Genomic DNA, 18537 nt, shown 5'->3' with positions numbered 1-18537 from the left:
TTAGCCGCCCATCGCCCGGTTTGCCGGAAGCCTCTGTGGGGAAATCAGTTTCATTGCAGGTGAGAGGCTGTCCGGAGGCTGCGCCGACGTGGATCACCCGCGCTCTCGCGCGCGCGGAATCAAGTGGGCAAGTCAACTGAAACGGCCCTGCGCACCTGCTTTACACTGGACAACGCGCAGGCAGTGGAGGATCAATGAAAATGCCCAGCTAGGCACTGTTATTAGTGCTACCTAAGTTGGTTGGGCTGGAGTCCTGACTTATCGTTTGCTCTTACGCCGAACGCGACAAGTTCGGCATATCGCCTCATATCGCCAGAGACCCGATCGGTGCTCAGCGTATGGGCGAGAACGGCGCGGTTGGTAGCGAACACGTAAGCGTTCGGTTACCGCCGAGCACCCGACCGAGTACTCGAAGCGGGTGAACAACTGGAGAGTTGACTGCACGGGATGACCATCAGCGCCGCTGGTCTCTGACACGTCCGGGCGCAGTCCGACGGAGGCGTTCGACGAAGGCCGCAATTCTTCGAAGGCCTGTTTTTTGTGAAGGCAGAGGCATGACGCAAACTCCTGGCCACAGGTCCCCTACCGGCGGTGCCGGCTATGGACATGGACCCCGCGGGCTCTATGACCCGGCGAATGAACATGACGCCTGCGGCGTCGCATTCGTCGTCGATATGCACGGCCGTCGTAGCCGCGACATTGTCGACAAGGCTATTACCGCCCTGCTGAACCTGGAGCACCGTGGAGCGGCCGGCGCCGAACCCAACTCGGGTGACGGCGCGGGCATTCTGATCCAGCTCCCGGACAAGTTCTTCCGCGCGATCGTCGACTTCGACCTTCCCGCCGAGGGCTCGTACGCCACGGGTATCGCCTTCCTGCCGCAGGCTCGCCGCGAGGCCGCCCGCGCCGGTTACGGCGTGGAGAAGATCGTCCGCGAGGAGGGCCTCGAGGTCCTGGGCTGGCGTGAGGTTCCCATCGACGAATCGTCGCTGGGCGCGCTCTCGCGTGACGCCATGCCGACCTTCCGGCAGATCTTCATCGCCTCCCCGAAGGATGCGGCCGAGCCGCTCACCGGGATGGACCTGGAGCGCCGCGCCTACGTCGTCCGCAAGCGCATCGAGCACGAGCTCGGCAAGGCGGGCGCCGGCGAGGGCAGCGTGGGCAAGGAATCGGTCTACTTCCCGAGCCTTTCCGGTCAGACCTTCGTCTACAAGGGCATGTTCACCACGCCGCAGCTGCGCGCGTTCTACATCGACCTGCAGGACGATCGCGTCGAATCCGCGCTCGGCATCGTGCACTCGCGCTTCTCCACCAACACCTTCCCGTCGTGGCCGCTGGCGCACCCCTTCCGGCGCGTCGCCCACAACGGTGAGATCAACACCGTCTCCGGTAACGAGAACTGGATGCGGGCGCGTGAGGCGCTGCTGAAGTCGAACGCCTTCGGTATCGATCACGAGGGCAACAACCGCCTGGAGAAGATCTTCCCGGTCTGCACCCCCGGCGCGTCCGACACCGCTCGCTTCGACGAGGTGCTCGAGCTGCTGCACCTGGGTGGGCGCCCGCTGCAGCACGCGGTGCTCATGATGATCCCCGAGGCGTGGGAACGGCACGAGTCCATGGACCCGGCCCAGCGCGCCTTCTACCGCTACCACTCGTTCCTGATGGAGCCGTGGGACGGCCCGGCGTCGGTGGCCTTCACCGACGGCACCGTGGTCGGCGCGGTACTGGACCGCAACGGTCTGCGCCCCGGCCGTATCTGGGTGACCGAGGACGGCCTGGTCGTCATGGCCTCCGAAGTCGGTGTGCTGGATATCGATCCGGCCAAGGTGGTGCAGAAGACCCGCCTCAAGCCCGGTCGGATGTTCCTGGTCGACACCTCCAAGGGCCGCATCATCAGCGATGACGAGGTCAAGTCGGAGCTGGCCAACGAGCACCCGTACCAGGAGTGGCTGGACAACGGCCCGACCAAGCTGTCGGACCTGCAGGACCGCCCGCACGAGCACATGTCGCACGACCGCGTGCTGATCCGCCAGCAGATCTTCGGATACTCCATCGAGGAGCTGAACCTGCTGATCTCGCCGATGGCGCAGACCGGTGGCGAGGCGCTCGGCTCGATGGGCACCGACACCCCGATCGCGGTGCTGTCCTCGCGTCCGCGACTGCTGTTCGACTACTTCTCGCAGCTGTTCGCGCAGGTCACCAACCCTCCGCTGGATGCCATCCGCGAAGAGGTGGTCACCTCGCTGCGCAGCATGATCGGCCCCGAGGCCGACCTGCTGAACCCGAACCAGGACTCCTGTCGTCAGATCACCCTGACCCAGCCGATTCTGGACAATGACGAGCTGTCCAAGCTCGTGCACATCAATGACGACGGCTCGCGCCCCGACCTGCGTTCGGTCGTCGTGCACGGCCTGTACCCGGTCAAGAAGGGCGGCAAGGGGCTGCGCAAGGCCATCGAGGCTGTGCAGCAACAGGTTTCGACCGCCATCGACGGTGGCGCGCGCATCATCATCCTGTCCGACCGCGAGTCCAACGAGAAGCTGGCGCCGATCCCGTCGCTGCTGCTCACCGCCGCCGTCCATCATCACCTGGTGAAGGAGCGCACCCGCACCCAGGTCGGCCTGGTCGTGGAGGCCGGTGACGCCCGCGAGGTGCATCACATGGCGCTGCTCGTCGGTTTCGGCGCGGCCGCCATCAACCCCTACATGGCCTTCGAGTCGATCGAGGACATGCTGGAGCGCGGTCAGCTGGTCATGCCGGGAAGCACCGGCGATCATGCCGAGGACTTCAAGAAGGCCGTCTACAACTACAACAAGGCCGCCGGCAAGGGCGTGCTGAAGGTGATGTCCAAGATGGGCATCTCCACCATCGCCTCCTACCGGGGCGCGCAGCTGTTCCAGGTCGTCGGCCTGGCGCAGGAACTGGTGGACGAGTACTTCACCGGACTGCGTTCGCCGCTGGACGGCATCACCCTCGATGACATCGCGGGCGAGGTCGCCACCCGGCACCGGGTCGCGTTCCTGGAGAACCGCAATGAGCGCGCGCACCGCGAGCTCGAGGTCGGCGGCGAATACCAGTGGCGTCGCGAGGGCGAATACCACCTGTTCAACCCGGACTCGGTGTTCAAGCTGCAGCACGCGACCCGCTCGGGCCAGTACAAGGTCTTCAAGGAGTACACCAAGCTCGTCGACGATCAGTCGGAGCGTTTGGCGTCGCTGCGTGGCCTGTTCAAGTTCAAGTCCGGTCGCAACCCGATCTCCATCGACGAGGTCGAGTCCGCCGCCGCGATCGTGAAGCGCTTCTCGACCGGTGCGATGAGCTACGGCTCCATCTCCGCCGAGGCGCACGAGACCCTCGCCGTGGCCATGAACCGCCTCGGCGGTCGCTCCAACTCCGGTGAGGGCGGCGAACATCCGGCCCGCTTCGAGCCGGAGGAGAACGGCGACTGGCGTCGCAGTGCGATCAAGCAGGTGGCCTCGGGTCGCTTCGGTGTGACCGCGCACTACCTGACCAACTGCACCGATATCCAGATCAAGATGGCGCAGGGTGCCAAGCCCGGCGAGGGCGGTCAGCTGCCCGCGCACAAGGTGTACCCGTGGGTCGCCGAGGTCCGGCACTCCACGCCCGGCGTGGGCCTGATCTCGCCGCCGCCGCACCACGACATCTACTCGATCGAGGATCTCGCCCAGCTGATCCACGACCTGAAGAACGCGAACCCGCAGGCGCGGATTCACGTGAAACTTGTCGCGGAGCCGGGCGTCGGCACCGTCGCCGCGGGTGTGTCCAAGGCGCACGCGGATGTGGTGCTCATCTCCGGTCATGACGGTGGCACCGGTGCCTCGCCGCTGACCTCGCTCAAGCACGCGGGCGGTCCCTGGGAGCTCGGCCTCGCCGAGACCCAGCAGACGCTGCTGCTCAACGGGTTGCGCGACCGCATCGTGGTGCAGGTCGACGGTCAGATGAAGACCGGCCGCGATGTCATGATCGCCGCCCTGCTGGGCGCCGAGGAGTACGGTTTCGCGACCGCTCCGCTGGTGGTCTCGGGCTGCATCATGATGCGCGTCTGCCACCTCGACACCTGCCCCGTCGGCGTCGCCACCCAGAACCCTGTGCTGCGTGAGCGTTTCACCGGTAAGCCGGAGTTCGTCGAGAACTTCATGCTCTACATCGCCGAGGAAGTGCGCGAGCTGCTCGCATCGCTGGGTCTGCGCACCCTGGACGAGGCCATCGGCCGGGTCGACCTGCTCGACACCGCCGCGGCCAAGGAGCATTGGAAGGCCGCCAAGCTGGATCTGTCCCCGATCCTCGACGATGTCGAGACGGCGTTCATGATGCAGGACCGCCGCAACACCAAGAGCCAGGACCACGGTCTGGAGAAGGCTCTGGACAACCAGCTCATCGCGCAGGCCGCGGATGCGCTGGAGCGCGGTAAGCCGGTCAAGTTCGACACCAAGATCACCAATGTGAACCGCACCGTCGGCACCATGCTCGGCCACGAAGTGACCAAGCTGTACGGCGGAGTCGGCCTGCCGGACAACACCATCGACATCACGTTCACCGGTTCCGCCGGTAACTCGTTCGGTGCGTTCGTCCCGGCCGGTATCACCCTGCGGGTGAACGGCGACACCAACGACTATGTCGGCAAGGGTCTTTCGGGTGGCCGCCTCATCGTGCGGCCGTCCCTGAACGTGCCCGCCGACTTCGTCGCGGAGCGGAACATCATCGCGGGCAACGTGATCCTGTTCGGCGCCACCAGCGGTCAGGCCTTCATTCGCGGTGTGGCCGGCGAGCGCTTCGGCGTCCGCAACTCGGGTGCCACCGCCGTGGTCGAGGGCGTGGGTGACCATGCCTGCGAGTACATGACCGGTGGCAAGGTGGTCATTCTCGGCGAGACCGGCCGTAACTTCGGCGCGGGTATGTCGGGCGGTATCGCCTACATCTACAACCCGAACGGCACCTTCGAGAAGAACCTCAACACCGAACTGGTCGATCTCGAGCAGCTCTCCGCCGAGGAGACCTCGTGGCTGCGCGACACCGTCGCCCAGCATCGCGACGAGACCGGTTCGGCTGTGGCGGAACGTATCCTGAGCGACTGGTCGCAGCAGGTGAACCATTTCGTGAAGGTCATGCCGCGGGACTACAAGAAGGTCCTGCTGGCCATCTCGGAGGCCGAGAAGGCCGGCCGTGATGTCGACGCGGCGATCATGGAGGCCGCACGTGGCTGATCACAACCGTTTCATGTCGACGCGGCACCGTGATTATTCAAGGCCGCACGTGGCTGATCGCAACCGTTTCATGTCGACGCGGCACCGTGATTATTCAAGGCCGCACGTGGCTGACATGACCCGCACCGGATTTGATGGATGCGCCGAACACGGCGCGAAGTACGGAGTCGTAAATGGGTGACGCACAGGGCTTCCTGAAGCACACGAGTCGGGAACTGCCGAAGCGCCGTCCGGTCGAGCTGCGCCTGATGGACTGGAAAGAGGTCTACGAGGAGAAGTTCTCCCACGAGACCCTCCAGAAGCAGGCCAGCCGCTGTATGGACTGCGGTATCCCCTTCTGCCACAACGGTTGTCCGCTCGGGAACCTGATTCCCGAATGGAACGACCTGGTGTACAAGGGTTCCTGGAAGGAATCGTTCGACCGGCTGCACGCCACGAACAACTTCCCGGAGTTCACCGGCCGGCTCTGCCCCGCGCCCTGTGAGGCGTCCTGTGTCCTGGGTATCAACCAGGATCCGGTGACGATCAAGCAGGTCGAGGTCGAGATCATCGAGAACGGTTTCGACGAGGGCTGGGTCACCCCGGTGTACCCGACCCGTCTGACCGGTCGCAAGATCGCCGTCGTCGGCTCCGGCCCGGCCGGACTGGCCGCCGCCCAGCAGCTGACCCGCGCCGGCCACACCGTGACCGTGTACGAGCGCGACGACCGCATCGGCGGCCTGATGCGCTACGGCATCCCGGAATTCAAGATGGAGAAGCGCTTCATCGACCGCCGGATCGCGCAGATGGAGGCCGAAGGCACCATCTTCAAGACCGGCGTGAATGTGGGCGTGGACATCACCGCCGATCAGCTGCGCGAGCGTTTCGACGCCGTGGTGCTCTCCGGTGGCGCGACCATCGCGCGTGACCTGCCCATCCCGGGCCGCGATCTGGACGGCATCCATCAGGCGATGGAGTTCCTGCCGCTGGCCAACCGCGTGCAGCTGGGCGACCCGATCACCGATGAGAACGGCCTGCCGCGCATCAACGCGCACGGCAAGAAGGTCATCATCATCGGCGGCGGCGACACCGGCGCGGACTGCCTGGGCACCTCGCACCGTCAGGGCGCGGAGTCGGTCCACCAGTTCGAGATCATGCCGCGTCCGCCGCAGGAGCGCGCGGGTTCCACCCCGTGGCCGACCTACCCGCTCATGTACCGGGTCGCCTCGGCGCACGAGGAGGGCGGCGAGCGCCTGTTCTCCGTCAATACCGAGCGTTTCATCGGTACCGACGGCAAGGTCACCGGCCTGCAGGCGCACGAGGTCTCCATGGTGAACGGCCGCTTCGAGAAGGTCGAGGGCACCGACTTCACCCTCGAGGCCGATCTGGTGCTGCTGTCCATGGGCTTCGTCGGACCGCAGAAGAACGGTCTGCTCGAGGGTCTGGGCGTGGGCTACGACCAGCGCGGCAACGTCAAGCGCGATAACGACTGGGCCACTACGGTTCCGGGCGTCTTCGTCGCCGGTGACATGGGCCGCGGTCAGTCGCTCATCGTGTGGGCCATTGCCGAGGGTCGCGCCTGCGCGTCGGCCGTCGACAAGTTCCTCGAGGGCGAGACGGCGCTGCCGTCCCCGATCCGCCCGACCGATGTCGCACAGCGGTGATGAACCAGCTCTGAGCTGAATAATGAAGCGCCCGTGGACTCTTGGAGTCCACGGGCGCTTTCGTCGTTCGGCGACCCCGTCATTCCGGTGTGTCTTCGGCCGGAATCCACCACCGGAATGTGTTCAGCCGCAGGTAATCGCGATGCGGTAGTCGCCGGATGCGGTGGTGGCGGCGGTGATTCGCCAGCCGCCCGGCACCTGCAGTCGTCCGGTCTGGGCGATATTGCTTCCGGTGACCGTCGGATTCGCGCAGCGTTGCGAGACCCATAGATCCGCGGTGCTGCCGCTCTTGTCCGCCGTTCCGGTGAGAGTCATTGCGCCGGAAGGGATATCGGAGGTCATGGCGGTGAGGCCCGGTGCCGCGCGCGGATAGGAGCGGGCGATCACCGCGGCGGTGGCCGGATCATGATCCAGGCCGGTGTCCGGCGCGGTGCAGGTCGGGCGGTGGCCGCGGGTCTGGATATTGTGCGGATCGCCGCACGCCTGCCGCCACTGCCAATAGGTGCCGCCGACGAGGTACTTGTCCTCGAGCGCGGCGTAGCGGCGGGTCTTGTCGGCGATGACGGCCGGATCGCTGTCCCAGAATCCCCATTCACCGTTGAAGAACGTGGTTCCGTAGCCCGCCGCCGCGCTCGCCGTATCCGCGAAACCCGATGCGAGCGAACCGGGTAGCGGGCTGATGGATTCGTTGTACTGGTGCGGGGCGTAGACCAGGTTCTCGTCGCCCGATGACCCCGAAGCCGATCCGGAGGCTGATCCGGTGGCGGACCCCAGACCCGATCCGGTACCTGAACCGGAGGCCGATCCCGATGCGCTGGTGAATATCGGCAGCGGCCCCGGGAACGCCAATCCGCCTGTGATCACCGAGGGTTCGAAGAACATGATGTGCCGGAATCCACCCGCCGCCTGTTCGGCCGAGCGGATGGCGGCCATGGCGCGCCGATAGAAGTTGCCGAGCAGGACATAGTCGTCGAAGCCGACCAGCAGTCCCGGATTGGGTTCATTGAGCAGGTCGTAGCCGACGACGGCCGGATCATGTGCGAAGCGTGCCGCCACCGCCGCCCAGGTGTTCACCAGTTCGGTTTGGACGCCGTTGACATCGAGATAGAAGTTCTGGAACGAGGATTGGACGGCGACCGAGAGTTCGCGTTCGCTCACCCGGCAGGTCGCGGAGCTGCCGACCAGTGCGGTGGCCCAGGCCGGTGCGCCGTCCCAGCCGACGCCGGGCTGGCTGAACGGCGGGCAGTAGGCGCCGTCGGGGGTGTTCACCGCGGTGCCCCAGGCGTCCTGGTGCATATCGAGCTGGACGTAGATGTCATGTGCGCGAGCCCATTCGACGGCCTGCGCGATGCGGTCGAGGTAACCGTGGTCGATGACGCCACGCACGGGTTCGAGCGCGGACCAGGAAATGATGAGACGCACCACACTCGAGCCCAGTGCGGCGATGCGTTCGAAGTCGTCTTCGGTCAGTGTCGTGGTGGCCGGGAGGTCGGGCCATTCCTGGTAGTACTGCCCGAGTCCGTTCACATTGACCCCGCGCAGCAGTACGGTGCGGCCGGTGTCGTCGACTATCCGGGCATCGTGTCCCATGGTCGCGTGCAGGGGGTGTTCGACCTGGTGGGCCGGGGTTTCGAGGGCGGGGGAGGAGTGTGCCGCGGCGGGGCTTCCGGCGAGCGGAAGGGTAAGGGCGGCAAGGACTGTGAGGGCGCGGCGGCGCAATGTGAAATACGTTCTGGTCATTTGACCAGCAGACGTTAGCAAAGGCCGACCGGCCGTGCGAGCGGAAAGTTGGAATCGGACAACTTGTGATGGTCGCGTGGCGCGGGGCCTATTGCACCTTTATTGTTATCGGCGTTGTATCGCTGATCTCTGTCATACGGTCTGGTTTGCGCATCTCATACGGGGCGGCTACTTCGGTTAACCCCTGGTGCACCTGATTGTCATCCGGCGACGACACCATGATCAGGAATCGGGACGGCCAAGTAGTCCCGGGCAAGCGTGAACTGGGAGCAGTAGTGCGGTTGAAAAGAATTGTCGCGGCTGCGGGGGCAGCGGCGAGCGTGCTCATCACCGGAGTCGCACTGGGCAGCGGCAACGTTACGGCGGATCCCGGATGCCCGGTCATGTACACCGTGGCCATCCCCGGTACCTGGGAAACCGGTCACGACAAGTCACCCGGCCCCGGAATGCTGTCGCAGGTTACCAACGGGCTACCCGGCGAGGTGGACTACGTGACCTACGCGGCCACCGCCTTCCCCTGGGAGGGTGACGTCTACGGTGCCTCCAAGAAGGAAGCCACCGACAATGCGCGCGGCCTCATCCAGGCCATGGGGGCGCGCTGCCCGGGAACCAAGATCGCCATCACCGGCTACAGCCAGGGCGCCGACGCCGCCGGCGATATCGCCTCCGAGATCGGGTCCGGACTCGGCGTCGTACCGGCGGATCGCATTGTGGCCGTAGCGCTCATCTCCGATCCGCGCCGCTCGATGACGGACGTCCAGGTCGGTCCGATTGCGCCCGGTGCGGGTGCGGGCGGGGCGCGCGTGGGCGGCTTCGGCTGGATCGCCGACAAGGTACGGACCGTCTGCGCCGTCGGCGACCTGTACTGCTCCACCGAGGAGACCGATTTCATCAGCCGCTTCGCCGGATTCCTGGCGCAGACGTCCGATCCGAACCCGGCCAACCTGTGGCGCTACCAGCTCGAGGTCGGCGCGATCATCAACGATCTGATGGCAGAGGGCGGTATCCCCACCCTGCAGTCGCAGCTCAGCGATGGCGCGAATGAACAGCGCGCCAAGCAGTTCGAGCAGTTCTTCCGCACCGGACGGCACACCAGCTACGGCAACTACTCGGTCGGCGGCGGGCAGACCGCGCTGACCTGGATGCACAACTGGCTCGCTAACGCCGCCTAACTCTTGATCCCGAGGATCGCTCCCTGACGGGAGCGATCCTCGGCGGGAGGGATGAGGCGCGGCCCGCGGAGAGTCTCTGACGGGGGCGATCCTCGGTGAGACGGATGAGGTGCGCGGCCCGCAGGGGAGTCCCTGACGGGGAGGCGATCCTCGGCGGGAGAGAAGTGCGCGGCCCGCATACAGTCGAAGGTCGCTCCCATTCATATTGGGGGCGGCCTTCTTTCGTTATCCGAAGGAGCCGGTGCTCGGCGGGGTCCAGGCGGGCGGCTGATTGTTGTCGGGCTGCCGGTCGTGGTCGTGGTCGCCGCGGTCGTTGCGATGGTCGCGGTCGTGGTGATCGCGGTCCTGGTTCTGGTCCCAGCCGGGCTGATCGATCTGGATGGCGGCGGGGGTGTCCGGGGTGGCCGCGTTGGCGGGGAGGGCGACCAGGGCGAGCGTGATGGCGGCGAGTGCGCCGGCGGCGGCCAGGCGCAGGCCCATGCGGCGGGATTTGCGGGGAGTCGAGTTGGCGGTCAAGGTGAGTCCTTCCTCGGGGAGTCGCGGTGTGCGGCTCGTGTTCCCCATCGAAGGTTCCGGCGCTGGGAGCCCGATGCGACGACTCTGGGAATCGACTGCGAGACCCGATTCGGCTCCCGGCGGGGCCTCAGCCTCGGTGTCCGCTATTGCGTGGCAACAGGTCCCAGACATGCGCGTTCTCGTTCACGGTGGCTACGGTGCGGCGGCCGGTGCGCGAGTACAGGATTCGGGTGATCGAGCAGTAGTCGATCGGGAAGGTGAGCGGGCGCTCGAGGCCGAGCACGTCCTGGAGTAGGACATTGATCACGCCGCCGTGTGCGAAGGCGACCACGGTATCGGTGTGTGCGGTGGTGGCGGCGATATCGCCCGCGCTGTCCAGGACTCGGCGTATGAAGGCGTCGCCGTCGATCTGCTCGGGCAGGTATCCGGCTTTGATGCGGTCGTAGACGGCGCGGAAGTCCTGCTGCGCGTCCTCGATCGGGATGTACGCGGGCAGATCGCGATCGTATTCGGCGAGACCGTCGCAGATCTCCGCCTCCAGGCCGAGCTTTTCGGCTGTGGGCCTGGCGGTTTCGCGGGCGCGCAATTGCGGGCTGCTCACCACGCGCGCGATGTGATGCTGGGCGAGGGCGGCGGGCACCCGGCCCGCCTGCTCGACCCCGATCTCGGTGAGATCGGGGTCAGCCGGACCGCTGGCTCCCTGGACGCGTCGCGGCTGGGCGTGGCGTACGAGGATCAACTGCATATCCCCACTCTGCCGCACACGGCCGGAGCGTCTCGCCGGGGGGAAGCCCTACTGTCCCTGGTTCTTCTTCTTATTGGTCATCAGGTACACGATGCCGAGGATCAGCGCGATGACGCCGATGCAGCAGACGGCGGCGAAGATCCAGACGCTGCCGCCCTTCTTGGACGACTTCTTCTTGGCGGTGTACTCCAGGGCGGAGTTCCAGGTGTCCGGGTTGGTCCACACGTGGTGGTCCAGCAGGTTGGCCTGGGTCATCAGGTCTAGGTAATGCATCGAAACCCCATCCTCATCAATCGGTGCGCCCCCTCCCCGGGGCCGCACCAAAGATTAACTGGCGGAACCGGATCTGGGAGTCCACTGTGAATCGGCTGTGAACGCGGAAACGTTCACAAGATCGACGAAATTCTCGAATCGGTTATCCGGTACGGGGTTTCACGAGCGGGAACGGCAGGGTTTCGCGAATGCTGCGCCCGATGATGAGCATGACCACGCGGTCCACCCCGACGCCGAGACCACCGGTCGGCGGCATGGCGTGTTCGAGGGCCTGCAGGAAGTCCTCATCCAACTCCATGGCCTCCGGATCGCCGCCCGCGGCCAGCATGGACTGCTCGGTGAGGCGTTTGCGCTGCTCCACCGGATCGGTCAATTCGCTGTAGGCGGTACCCAATTCGACCCCCCAGGCGACCAGATCCCAGCGTTCGGTCACCCCGGCGATATGCCGGTGCGCGCGGGTGAGCGGGGAGACCGAGGTCGGGAAGTCGATATAGAAGGTGGGCTCCTCGGTGCTCGACTCCACCAGGTGCTCGTACATCTCGAGCACGAGTTGTCCGGCGTCCCAACCCAATTGCCACGGCACCCCGGCCTTGTCGCAGAGTATGCGCAGGCGTTCGGTATCGGTCTCCGGGGTGATGGTCTCGCCGAGCTTGTCCGAGACCGCGCCGTGCACGGTCTGCACCGGCCATTCGCCGGAGATGTCCACCTCGGTGAGTGTGCCGTCCGGGCCGGGCCGCATGGCCACCATCTTCCCGTTGGCGGCCAGCGCCGCCTCCTGGATGAGCTGGCGGCAGGCGTGCATCATGCGCTCGTAATCACTGTGCGCCTCATAGGCTTCCAGGATGGTGAACTCGGGATTGTGGCTGTAGTCCACGCCCTCGTTGCGGAAGACGCGCCCGAGTTCGAACACCTTCTCCATACCGCCGACGCACAGTCGCTTGAGGTACAGCTCGGGTGCGATACGCAGGTACAGGTCGAGATCGTAGGCATTGATGTGTGTGGTGAACGGGGTGGCGTTCGCGCCGCCGTGCACCTGCTGCAGCACCGGTGTCTCGACTTCCAGGAATCCCCAGCCGTGCAATGTGTCTCGCAGTGAGCGCACCACGGCGCTGCGCTTGGCCATCACCTCGCGGATATCGGTATTGATGGCCATGTCGACGTAGCGCTGGCGCACGCGCGCCTCGGGATCGGCCAGGCCCTTCCACTTGTCGGGCAAGGGGTGCAGGCATTTTCCGATCATGCGCCAGTCGGCGGCGAGCAGGGACAGCTCTCCGCTGCGACTGTGCCCGATCTTGCCGCTGACCTCGATCAGGTCGCCGAGGTCGAAGAATTCGTCGAAGTCGCCGCTGCGTTCGTCGCCGACCCGGCCGCGGTCGATGACCAGCTGGATCTCCCCGGACCAGTCGCGCAGCAGCGCGAAGGTGACGCCGCCGTAATCGCGAATCCGCAAGAGCCGCCCGCAGACTCGCACGGTGGTGCCCTGCGGCGATCGTCGTGCGGCGGCGACCGTATGGGTGGGCGGGTAGGCGACCGGATACGCGTCCACCCCGGAGTCGGTGAGTTTGCGCAGTTTGTCCATGCGCACCCGCACCTGTTCGGGGCGGCGCGGTCCGGACTCGTCGGGATCCTCCGGCGGCAGGTCCGGCAGGCTGCCGTCGGCGTGCAGTCCGCTCATGGTCGCCGGCACCGAGGAGCGCAGACCGGTATGCGCGGTCGCGTTCTGCTCCTTGCCGATTCGCGGTAGGAAGCCCTCGGCGAGCGCACTGGCGATGGCCACGCGCGGCAGTTGCCGGCGCTCCTCGAAGAGTGAGAAGCGCGGCACCCAATCTGGTTGGTACTTCACATTGGAGCGGTACAGCGCCTCCAACTGGTACCAGCGCGAGAAGAACATGAGCACCGAACGCCACAGTCGCAGTACGGGTCCCGCGCCGATCCGGCTGCCCTCCTCGAAGACGGCGCGGAAGACCGCGAAGTTCAACGAGATTCGGGTGATGCCGTACTGGTCGGAGGTGAGCGCCAGTTTGGAGATCATCAATTCCATGACGCCATTGGGGCTGTGGCGATCACGGCGCATGAGATCGAGCGAGACGCCGGTGCGGCCCCACGGCACCAGGGACAGCATGCCGAGGACGTGTTCGTCCGCATCGATGGCCTCCACCAGCAGGCAGTCCCCATCGTGCGGGTCGCCGAGCCGGTCCAGCGCCATGGAGAAGCCGCGTTCGGTCTCGGTATCGCGCCACAGGTCGGCGCGCCGCATGACATCGGCCATCTCCTCGGGGGAGATCTCCTTGTGCCGTCGCACGCGAACGGTGATGCCCTGCTTGGCAAGTCGGTTCACGGCCTGCCGGACCTGTTTCATCTCCGGGCCGGCGAGGGTGAAGGTGCGGGTCTCCAGAATGGCCTCGTCGCCCAGGCGCAGGGCGGAGAGTCCGGCGCGGCGGTAGGCGGTCGCGCCGAGCTCGCTCGCGCCCATTACGGCCGGGGCCCAACCGTATTCGTCGGCCAGGCGCAGCCAGGCGTCGATGGCGTGCGGCCAGGCTTCCTTCTTACCGATCGGATCACCGGATGCCAGGCAGACGCCGAGCTCCACGCGATAGGTGACGGCGGCCTTACCGCTGGGCGCGAACACCACGGCCTTGTCGCGGCGGGTGGCGAAGTAGCCGAGCGAATCCTCCACATCGGAGCGTTCGATGAGCCCGCGCAATGCGGATTCGTCGAGTCCGGTGAGTGCGTTGGAGGCGCGCTGCGACCGGAACAGCACCATCACCGCGGCCAGCAGCGCGATCGCGCCGAACAGGCCGAGCAGCAGGTTCACCAGGTGTGGCGGATGCCCGTCGAAGTCCTCATTGCTGACCAGGATCGCGCCGGTGACCCGGGAGACGGCCCACAGCGGCCGCTGCTCGTCCGGCGGCAGGCTGCCGGGGAACAGTTCCACCAGACCCCAGCCGATCAGGCAGCCGAGCGTCAGGCCGCCGATCAGTACACCGAACGCGCGCAGGATGGTGCCGCTGCGCACCCGGGTGTAGAACTCGGACCAGGCGGCGCCCAGCACGGCCATCACACCGAGGTGGATGATCAGCGCGACCAGCGCGTTGAGATCGCCTTCGGCGGCGAAGTCCAGGGCATTGGCCAGCGCGTACGCCGCCATATAGCCGAACAGTAACCACCAGGCGATGCGCTTACGGCTGGCGGTCGCGCCGGCGAGCAGGCCGACCACCAGCGCCCACACCAGCGAGGTGTCGGGCGAGTCGAAGTAATAGGTGTCGACGTAGTGCCGCAGGCCCGAGGTCAGGTAGCGCAGCCCGGGCGAAATACTCCACATGGCGCACAGGACCGCGAAGACGCCCAGGACCAGCCCCGCGACGTGCGGGACTTCCCGGAGCCGCCCGTGGCCGCGGTGCGGCACCTCGGGCGACGGCGCGTCGGGTCTGTGTTCGAGTTCCCGGTGCTGCCGGTCCTGCGTCGAAGTCACCGCACCAGTGTGTATGTTGCGCTCGCCCATGTGCACTCGGAACCCGGTTCGTGTCTCGTTGCGGGCCCCTTACCGGTTGGTTGCGGGGGCGATATTTGGTCTCCTGGAACCGGCGGGTGAGGATGTAAACATGTCGGATCCAGTCGATGTGCCGATCGAAGACGATGTCATTCGGCTCGGCCAATTCCTGAAGCTGGCGAACCTCATCGATTCCGGTTCGGAAGCCAAACAAGTCATCGCCGAGGGCCTGGTGCGGGTGAACGACGAGGTGGAGCTACGCCGCGGGCGTCAACTCTGCGCCGGAGACATCATCACCCTCGCCGGTCACAAGGTCCGCGTCGCCAACGGCTGAGCATCTTCGCCGCGCAACCCCGCTCACCCCGGCCCCACCCTGTACGCCGGGTGGCGAACGGGGTCGCTGAGAGTCTCCCCGGAGTTTCTCGAGAAGGCTCAGTCCTCGGCGCGGACGACAACCCCGTCGTGGTCGCTGTAGACCATCTCGCCCGGGACGAACTTCACGCCGCCGAACTCGACCGGCACGTCCTTGTCCCCGGATCCGGTCTGGGTGCTCTTGCGCGGGTTGGTGCCGAGCGCCTTGACGCCGATGTCCAGGGTGCGCAGGATCGCCGAATCCCGTACCGCGCCATTGACGATTACGCCGGACCAGCCGTTGTCCACTCCGCGGCCCGCGATGATGTCGCCGACCAGCGCGGTGTGAATGCTCGCCCCGCCGTCCACGACCAGTACGCGACCCTCGCCGGGCTCACCGAGGGTCTGCTTCACCAGGAGGTTGTCCTGGAAGCAGCGGATGGTCACGATGCGGCCCGCGAAGGCTTCCCGGCCGCCGAATTGGATGAACTGGGTATCGCAGCTGCGGATCTCGGGGCCGATCTCATCGGCCAGGTCAGCAGTGGCGACAAAGTTTGCTGATTCGGTCACCGGCCTATCTTGTCAGGCGGAATTCGGTACGCCCGTGCCGACCTGCGAGCGCATACTTGAATCCAAGTGACATCCACCGGGGAGGACCGGTTGTCATGGTTCGTGCGGAGGGCATGAGGTTGGAGTCTGCGATCGAGTCGGACGCTGTCGGCGAGACCCGCTCGCTGCTGACAGCAGTCGCGGCGCGCTTTGGCGCCGCATGGGAGGCGGCCGGTCACCCGCCGCCACTGGCCGAATTCCTGCCACCGGACCCGCAGACGCGGCGGTTGTGCCTGATCGAATTGATCAAAGTCGATCTCGAGTACCGCTGGATCCGCTACGACTTCCCCAAGCGCCTGGCCGAATATCGCCTGGAATACGACGAATTGCGCTCCGGCCCGCTTCCGCCCGACCTCGCCTACGAGGAGTTCCACGCCCTGCGCCGCTCCGGCCGCGGTATCGACGAGAGCGGCTTTCCGACCGAGGCCGCGCCCACCGAGGCCGCCTGGGGTGAACGCGACTATCGCAGCACCCTGATCGCCCGCCCGCGCGCCCGCGAAGCCCTGGACGGTATCGAAGTCGGGGACCGGGTGGACGATTTCGACCTGCTCGTCGAATTGGGCGCGGGCGCTTTCGCCCGGGTCTTCCTGGCCCGGCAGCGGTCCATGCAGCGGCTGGTCGCGGTGAAGGTGTCGCAGAATCACGGCACCGAATCCGAGACCCTGGCCCAGTTGGATCACGAGAACATCGTGCGCGTCTTCGATCAGCGCTTGATGGATGAGCGCGAACTCAAACTCATGTACATGCAGTACCTGCCCGGCGGCACGCTGTCGAAGGTGCTGAGCCTGGTGCGGCAGCGCCCGGTCGCCGAACGAGACGGCGGGCTGCTGCTGGCGGCGGTCGATTCCGCCATGCGGGACAAGGGCGGCCTGGTGCCCAGCGCATCCGCCACCCGCACCGCCATTGCCGCGCAGACCTGGCCGGAGACGGTGGCCTGGCTCGGTAGCCGGCTGGCTCGCGCGCTCGACTATTCGGCGGAGAACGGTGTGCTGCACCGGGATATCAAGCCCGCCAATGTGCTGCTCACCGCGGACGGTATTCCGAAGCTCGCCGATTTCAATATCAGTTTCAGCCTGCATGTGGCGGGCACCAGTCCGCTCGCGTACTTCGGCGGTTCGCTCGCGTATATGTCGCCGGAGCAGTTGGCCGCCTGCCATCCGCAATTACCGGATACCGCAGAGGAATTGGACGGGCGCAGCGATATCTTCGCGCTCGGAGTCGTGTTGTGGGAGCTGCTCACCGGGCAGCGGCCGTTCGACGACGAGACCCGGGCGGGGGATTCGGAATCCTCCCTGGAACGCATGCTGCGCATCCGGCAGCGCGAGATCGATCCGCGCCATCTGGAACAGCTCCCGCCCGATTGCCCGCCGACCCTGCGCCGCGTACTGCTCAAATGTCTTGCCCCGCATCGCGACGACCGCTGGGCCGATGGTGCGGCGCTGGCGCAGCAGTTGGATCTGTGCCTGGATCATCGGGCCCGCGATCTGGTGGATCCGCCGCGAAACAGCCTGCGCGCCAGGGTCGGACCGTGGTCGCTGGTTTTGCTGGTGACGGCCGCGAGTTTCCTCGGCGACTTCCTCGGCATGCTGTACGCGAATCTGCACAACAGCCCGCTATGGGATATCTGGTTCACCGAGGCCGAGCGGCACCATCTGCAGGCGGTGGGTGCGGGTCTGGCGCTGTTCACCACGCCCGCGGCGATCATTGTCACCAATTATCTGTGCCGCCGGGCCTTCATCGTGTGGCGTGGGCTGCGCCGGGGCCGCAGTTACGATCCGGAGACGCTGGGGCGGGCGCGCCGCGACACCCTCGTCGCGGGTGATCGGGTCGCGCTATTGGCATTCCTGTGGTGGGTGGTGTCGGCGATCGTGGCCGCCATCTCCCTGCTCGTCTATACCGATCTGTCGCCGGGCCGGATGGTGAATCTGATTGCGACCCTGCTGGTTTCGGGTGCGGTGGCGGTCGCGTACCCGTTCTTCCTGGTGACCTTCTTCGTGGTGCGCGGCTTCTATCCGCGGCTGCTCACCCACGGTGAGACCGCCGGTGACGAGCAGGCCCTGCGCGCGCTGGGCCGCCGCTGTACCCGCTATCTCGCTGTGGCCGTGGCGATTCCATTGATCGGGGTGGTCACCAGTCTGTTGTTCCTGACCCCGCACGAGGTGTCCCTGGTGATCGGCCCGATCAAATGGTTGTGCCTGGCCGGTGTGCTCGGATTCCTCGGCGACTATTGGCTTTTCCGGCAGTTGGAGGCGGATCTGCGCGCGTTCGAACGCGCGATCTCCTTCCGCTCCGATTTCAGGTGAGCCACAACCACGCGAACAGCAGCAGCCACACCCCGCCCGCCGCGACTCCGGCGATGGCGAACGCCTTGTCCTCGCGTTTGGGATCGATGGCGATGGCCGCCGCGCCCAATGCCACCGCCGGAATCGCGGTGATACCGCAGATGAATCCGAATACCCCGAGCACGAATGCGGTGAGCCCCATGCCATTCCACTGTCGCTGCCGGTTCTGCGCGTAGAACATCGGGGTGTTCGCGGGGATCGGCGTCATACCGGGCATGGGTGGCATGGGCCGCACCACGGGCAGCCCCTGCAATACGACATCGAGGTCGGCGAAGGTGCGGGCGTTGAAGGTCAGCCCTATTCGCTCGGAGAGTTCGTCGGCATTGATGCGGCCGTCGCGGAAACACTGATTGAGGCCCTCGATCACGCGTTCCCGGTCGGCATCGCTCGCTCGCAGATGTGCGGGATTCCAGTGCGGTTGCATGTGGTTC

The 18537-nt window shown here is 66.2% G+C and carries 12 protein-coding genes; 5 read left to right on the top strand and 7 right to left on the bottom strand.

Annotated features, from left to right (window positions below):
* Positions 1 to 554 precede the first annotated feature (554 nt).
* Both gltB and GFY24_RS02060 read left to right on the top strand, forming a co-directional pair.
* Complete coding sequence (gene gltB, locus GFY24_RS02065; RefSeq protein WP_153803204.1) at positions 555 to 5225, top strand: glutamate synthase large subunit; 4671 nt, start codon at positions 555 to 557, stop codon at positions 5223 to 5225.
* 173 nt (positions 5226 to 5398) lie between these two features.
* Complete coding sequence (locus GFY24_RS02060) at positions 5399 to 6868, top strand: glutamate synthase subunit beta (RefSeq protein ID WP_153803203.1); 1470 nt, start codon at positions 5399 to 5401, stop codon at positions 6866 to 6868.
* 123 nt (positions 6869 to 6991) lie between these two features.
* On the opposite strand, the gene GFY24_RS02055 is transcribed toward GFY24_RS02060, so the two are convergent.
* On the bottom strand, positions 6992 to 8608 hold the full coding sequence (locus GFY24_RS02055; RefSeq protein ID WP_153803202.1) for a glycoside hydrolase family 5 protein: 1617 nt from the start codon (positions 8606 to 8608) through the stop codon (positions 6992 to 6994).
* Between the two features lie 281 nt (positions 8609 to 8889).
* Between GFY24_RS02055 and GFY24_RS02050 the strand changes: the two genes are divergently transcribed.
* Positions 8890 to 9780, top strand: a complete 891-nt coding sequence (locus GFY24_RS02050; protein ID WP_228565948.1) for a cutinase family protein — start codon at positions 8890 to 8892, stop codon at positions 9778 to 9780.
* 225 nt (positions 9781 to 10005) lie between these two features.
* Here the strand turns inward: GFY24_RS02050 and GFY24_RS02045 are convergent, their stop codons facing one another.
* The 4 genes from GFY24_RS02045 to lysX form a co-directional block, all read right to left on the bottom strand.
* Positions 10006 to 10344: a hypothetical protein gene (locus tag GFY24_RS02045; protein ID WP_228565899.1), complete on the bottom strand. Its 339-nt coding sequence runs from the start codon at positions 10342 to 10344 to the stop codon at positions 10006 to 10008.
* Positions 10345 to 10423: 79 nt separating this feature from the next.
* Positions 10424 to 11041 carry a histidine phosphatase family protein gene (locus tag GFY24_RS02040; protein ID WP_153803200.1) on the bottom strand — a complete coding sequence of 206 codons (618 nt, stop codon included), beginning with the start codon at positions 11039 to 11041 and terminating at the stop codon, positions 10424 to 10426.
* A 48-nt stretch (positions 11042 to 11089) separates the two neighbouring features.
* On the bottom strand, positions 11090 to 11314 hold the full coding sequence (locus GFY24_RS02035) for a hypothetical protein (RefSeq protein WP_153803199.1): 225 nt from the start codon (positions 11312 to 11314) through the stop codon (positions 11090 to 11092).
* 142 nt (positions 11315 to 11456) lie between these two features.
* Positions 11457 to 14816, bottom strand: a complete 3360-nt coding sequence (gene lysX, locus GFY24_RS02030) for a bifunctional lysylphosphatidylglycerol synthetase/lysine--tRNA ligase LysX (protein WP_153803198.1) — start codon at positions 14814 to 14816, stop codon at positions 11457 to 11459.
* Positions 14817 to 14916: 100 nt separating this feature from the next.
* Between lysX and GFY24_RS02025 the strand changes: the two genes are divergently transcribed.
* A complete protein-coding gene (locus GFY24_RS02025) occupies positions 14917 to 15138 on the top strand; it encodes an RNA-binding S4 domain-containing protein (protein WP_153803197.1) in 222 nt (73 codons plus the stop codon).
* Between the two features lie 98 nt (positions 15139 to 15236).
* On the opposite strand, the gene rraA is transcribed toward GFY24_RS02025, so the two are convergent.
* On the bottom strand, positions 15237 to 15725 hold the full coding sequence (rraA, locus tag GFY24_RS02020) for a ribonuclease E activity regulator RraA (RefSeq protein WP_309230325.1): 489 nt from the start codon (positions 15723 to 15725) through the stop codon (positions 15237 to 15239).
* A 113-nt stretch (positions 15726 to 15838) separates the two neighbouring features.
* On the opposite strand from rraA, the gene GFY24_RS02015 reads away from it, so the two are divergent.
* The gene (locus GFY24_RS02015; protein ID WP_153803196.1) at positions 15839 to 18067 is read left to right on the top strand and encodes a serine/threonine-protein kinase; all 2229 of its coding nucleotides are present in this window, start codon (positions 15839 to 15841) and stop codon (positions 18065 to 18067) included.
* Here the strand turns inward: GFY24_RS02015 and GFY24_RS02010 are convergent.
* A complete protein-coding gene (locus GFY24_RS02010) occupies positions 18060 to 18530 on the bottom strand; it encodes a DUF1707 domain-containing protein (protein WP_194852710.1) in 471 nt (156 codons plus the stop codon). The two genes, GFY24_RS02015 and GFY24_RS02010, sit on opposite strands and share 8 nt — an antisense overlap.
* Between the last annotated feature and the right edge of the window lie 7 nt (positions 18531 to 18537).

This window comes from Nocardia sp. SYP-A9097 (genome assembly GCF_009649815.1).
Classification (GTDB): Bacteria; Actinomycetota; Actinomycetes; order Mycobacteriales; family Mycobacteriaceae; genus Nocardia.
Note: the sequence above shows the minus strand (reverse complement) of the source record. Positions and strands in the feature narration are given on the sequence as shown.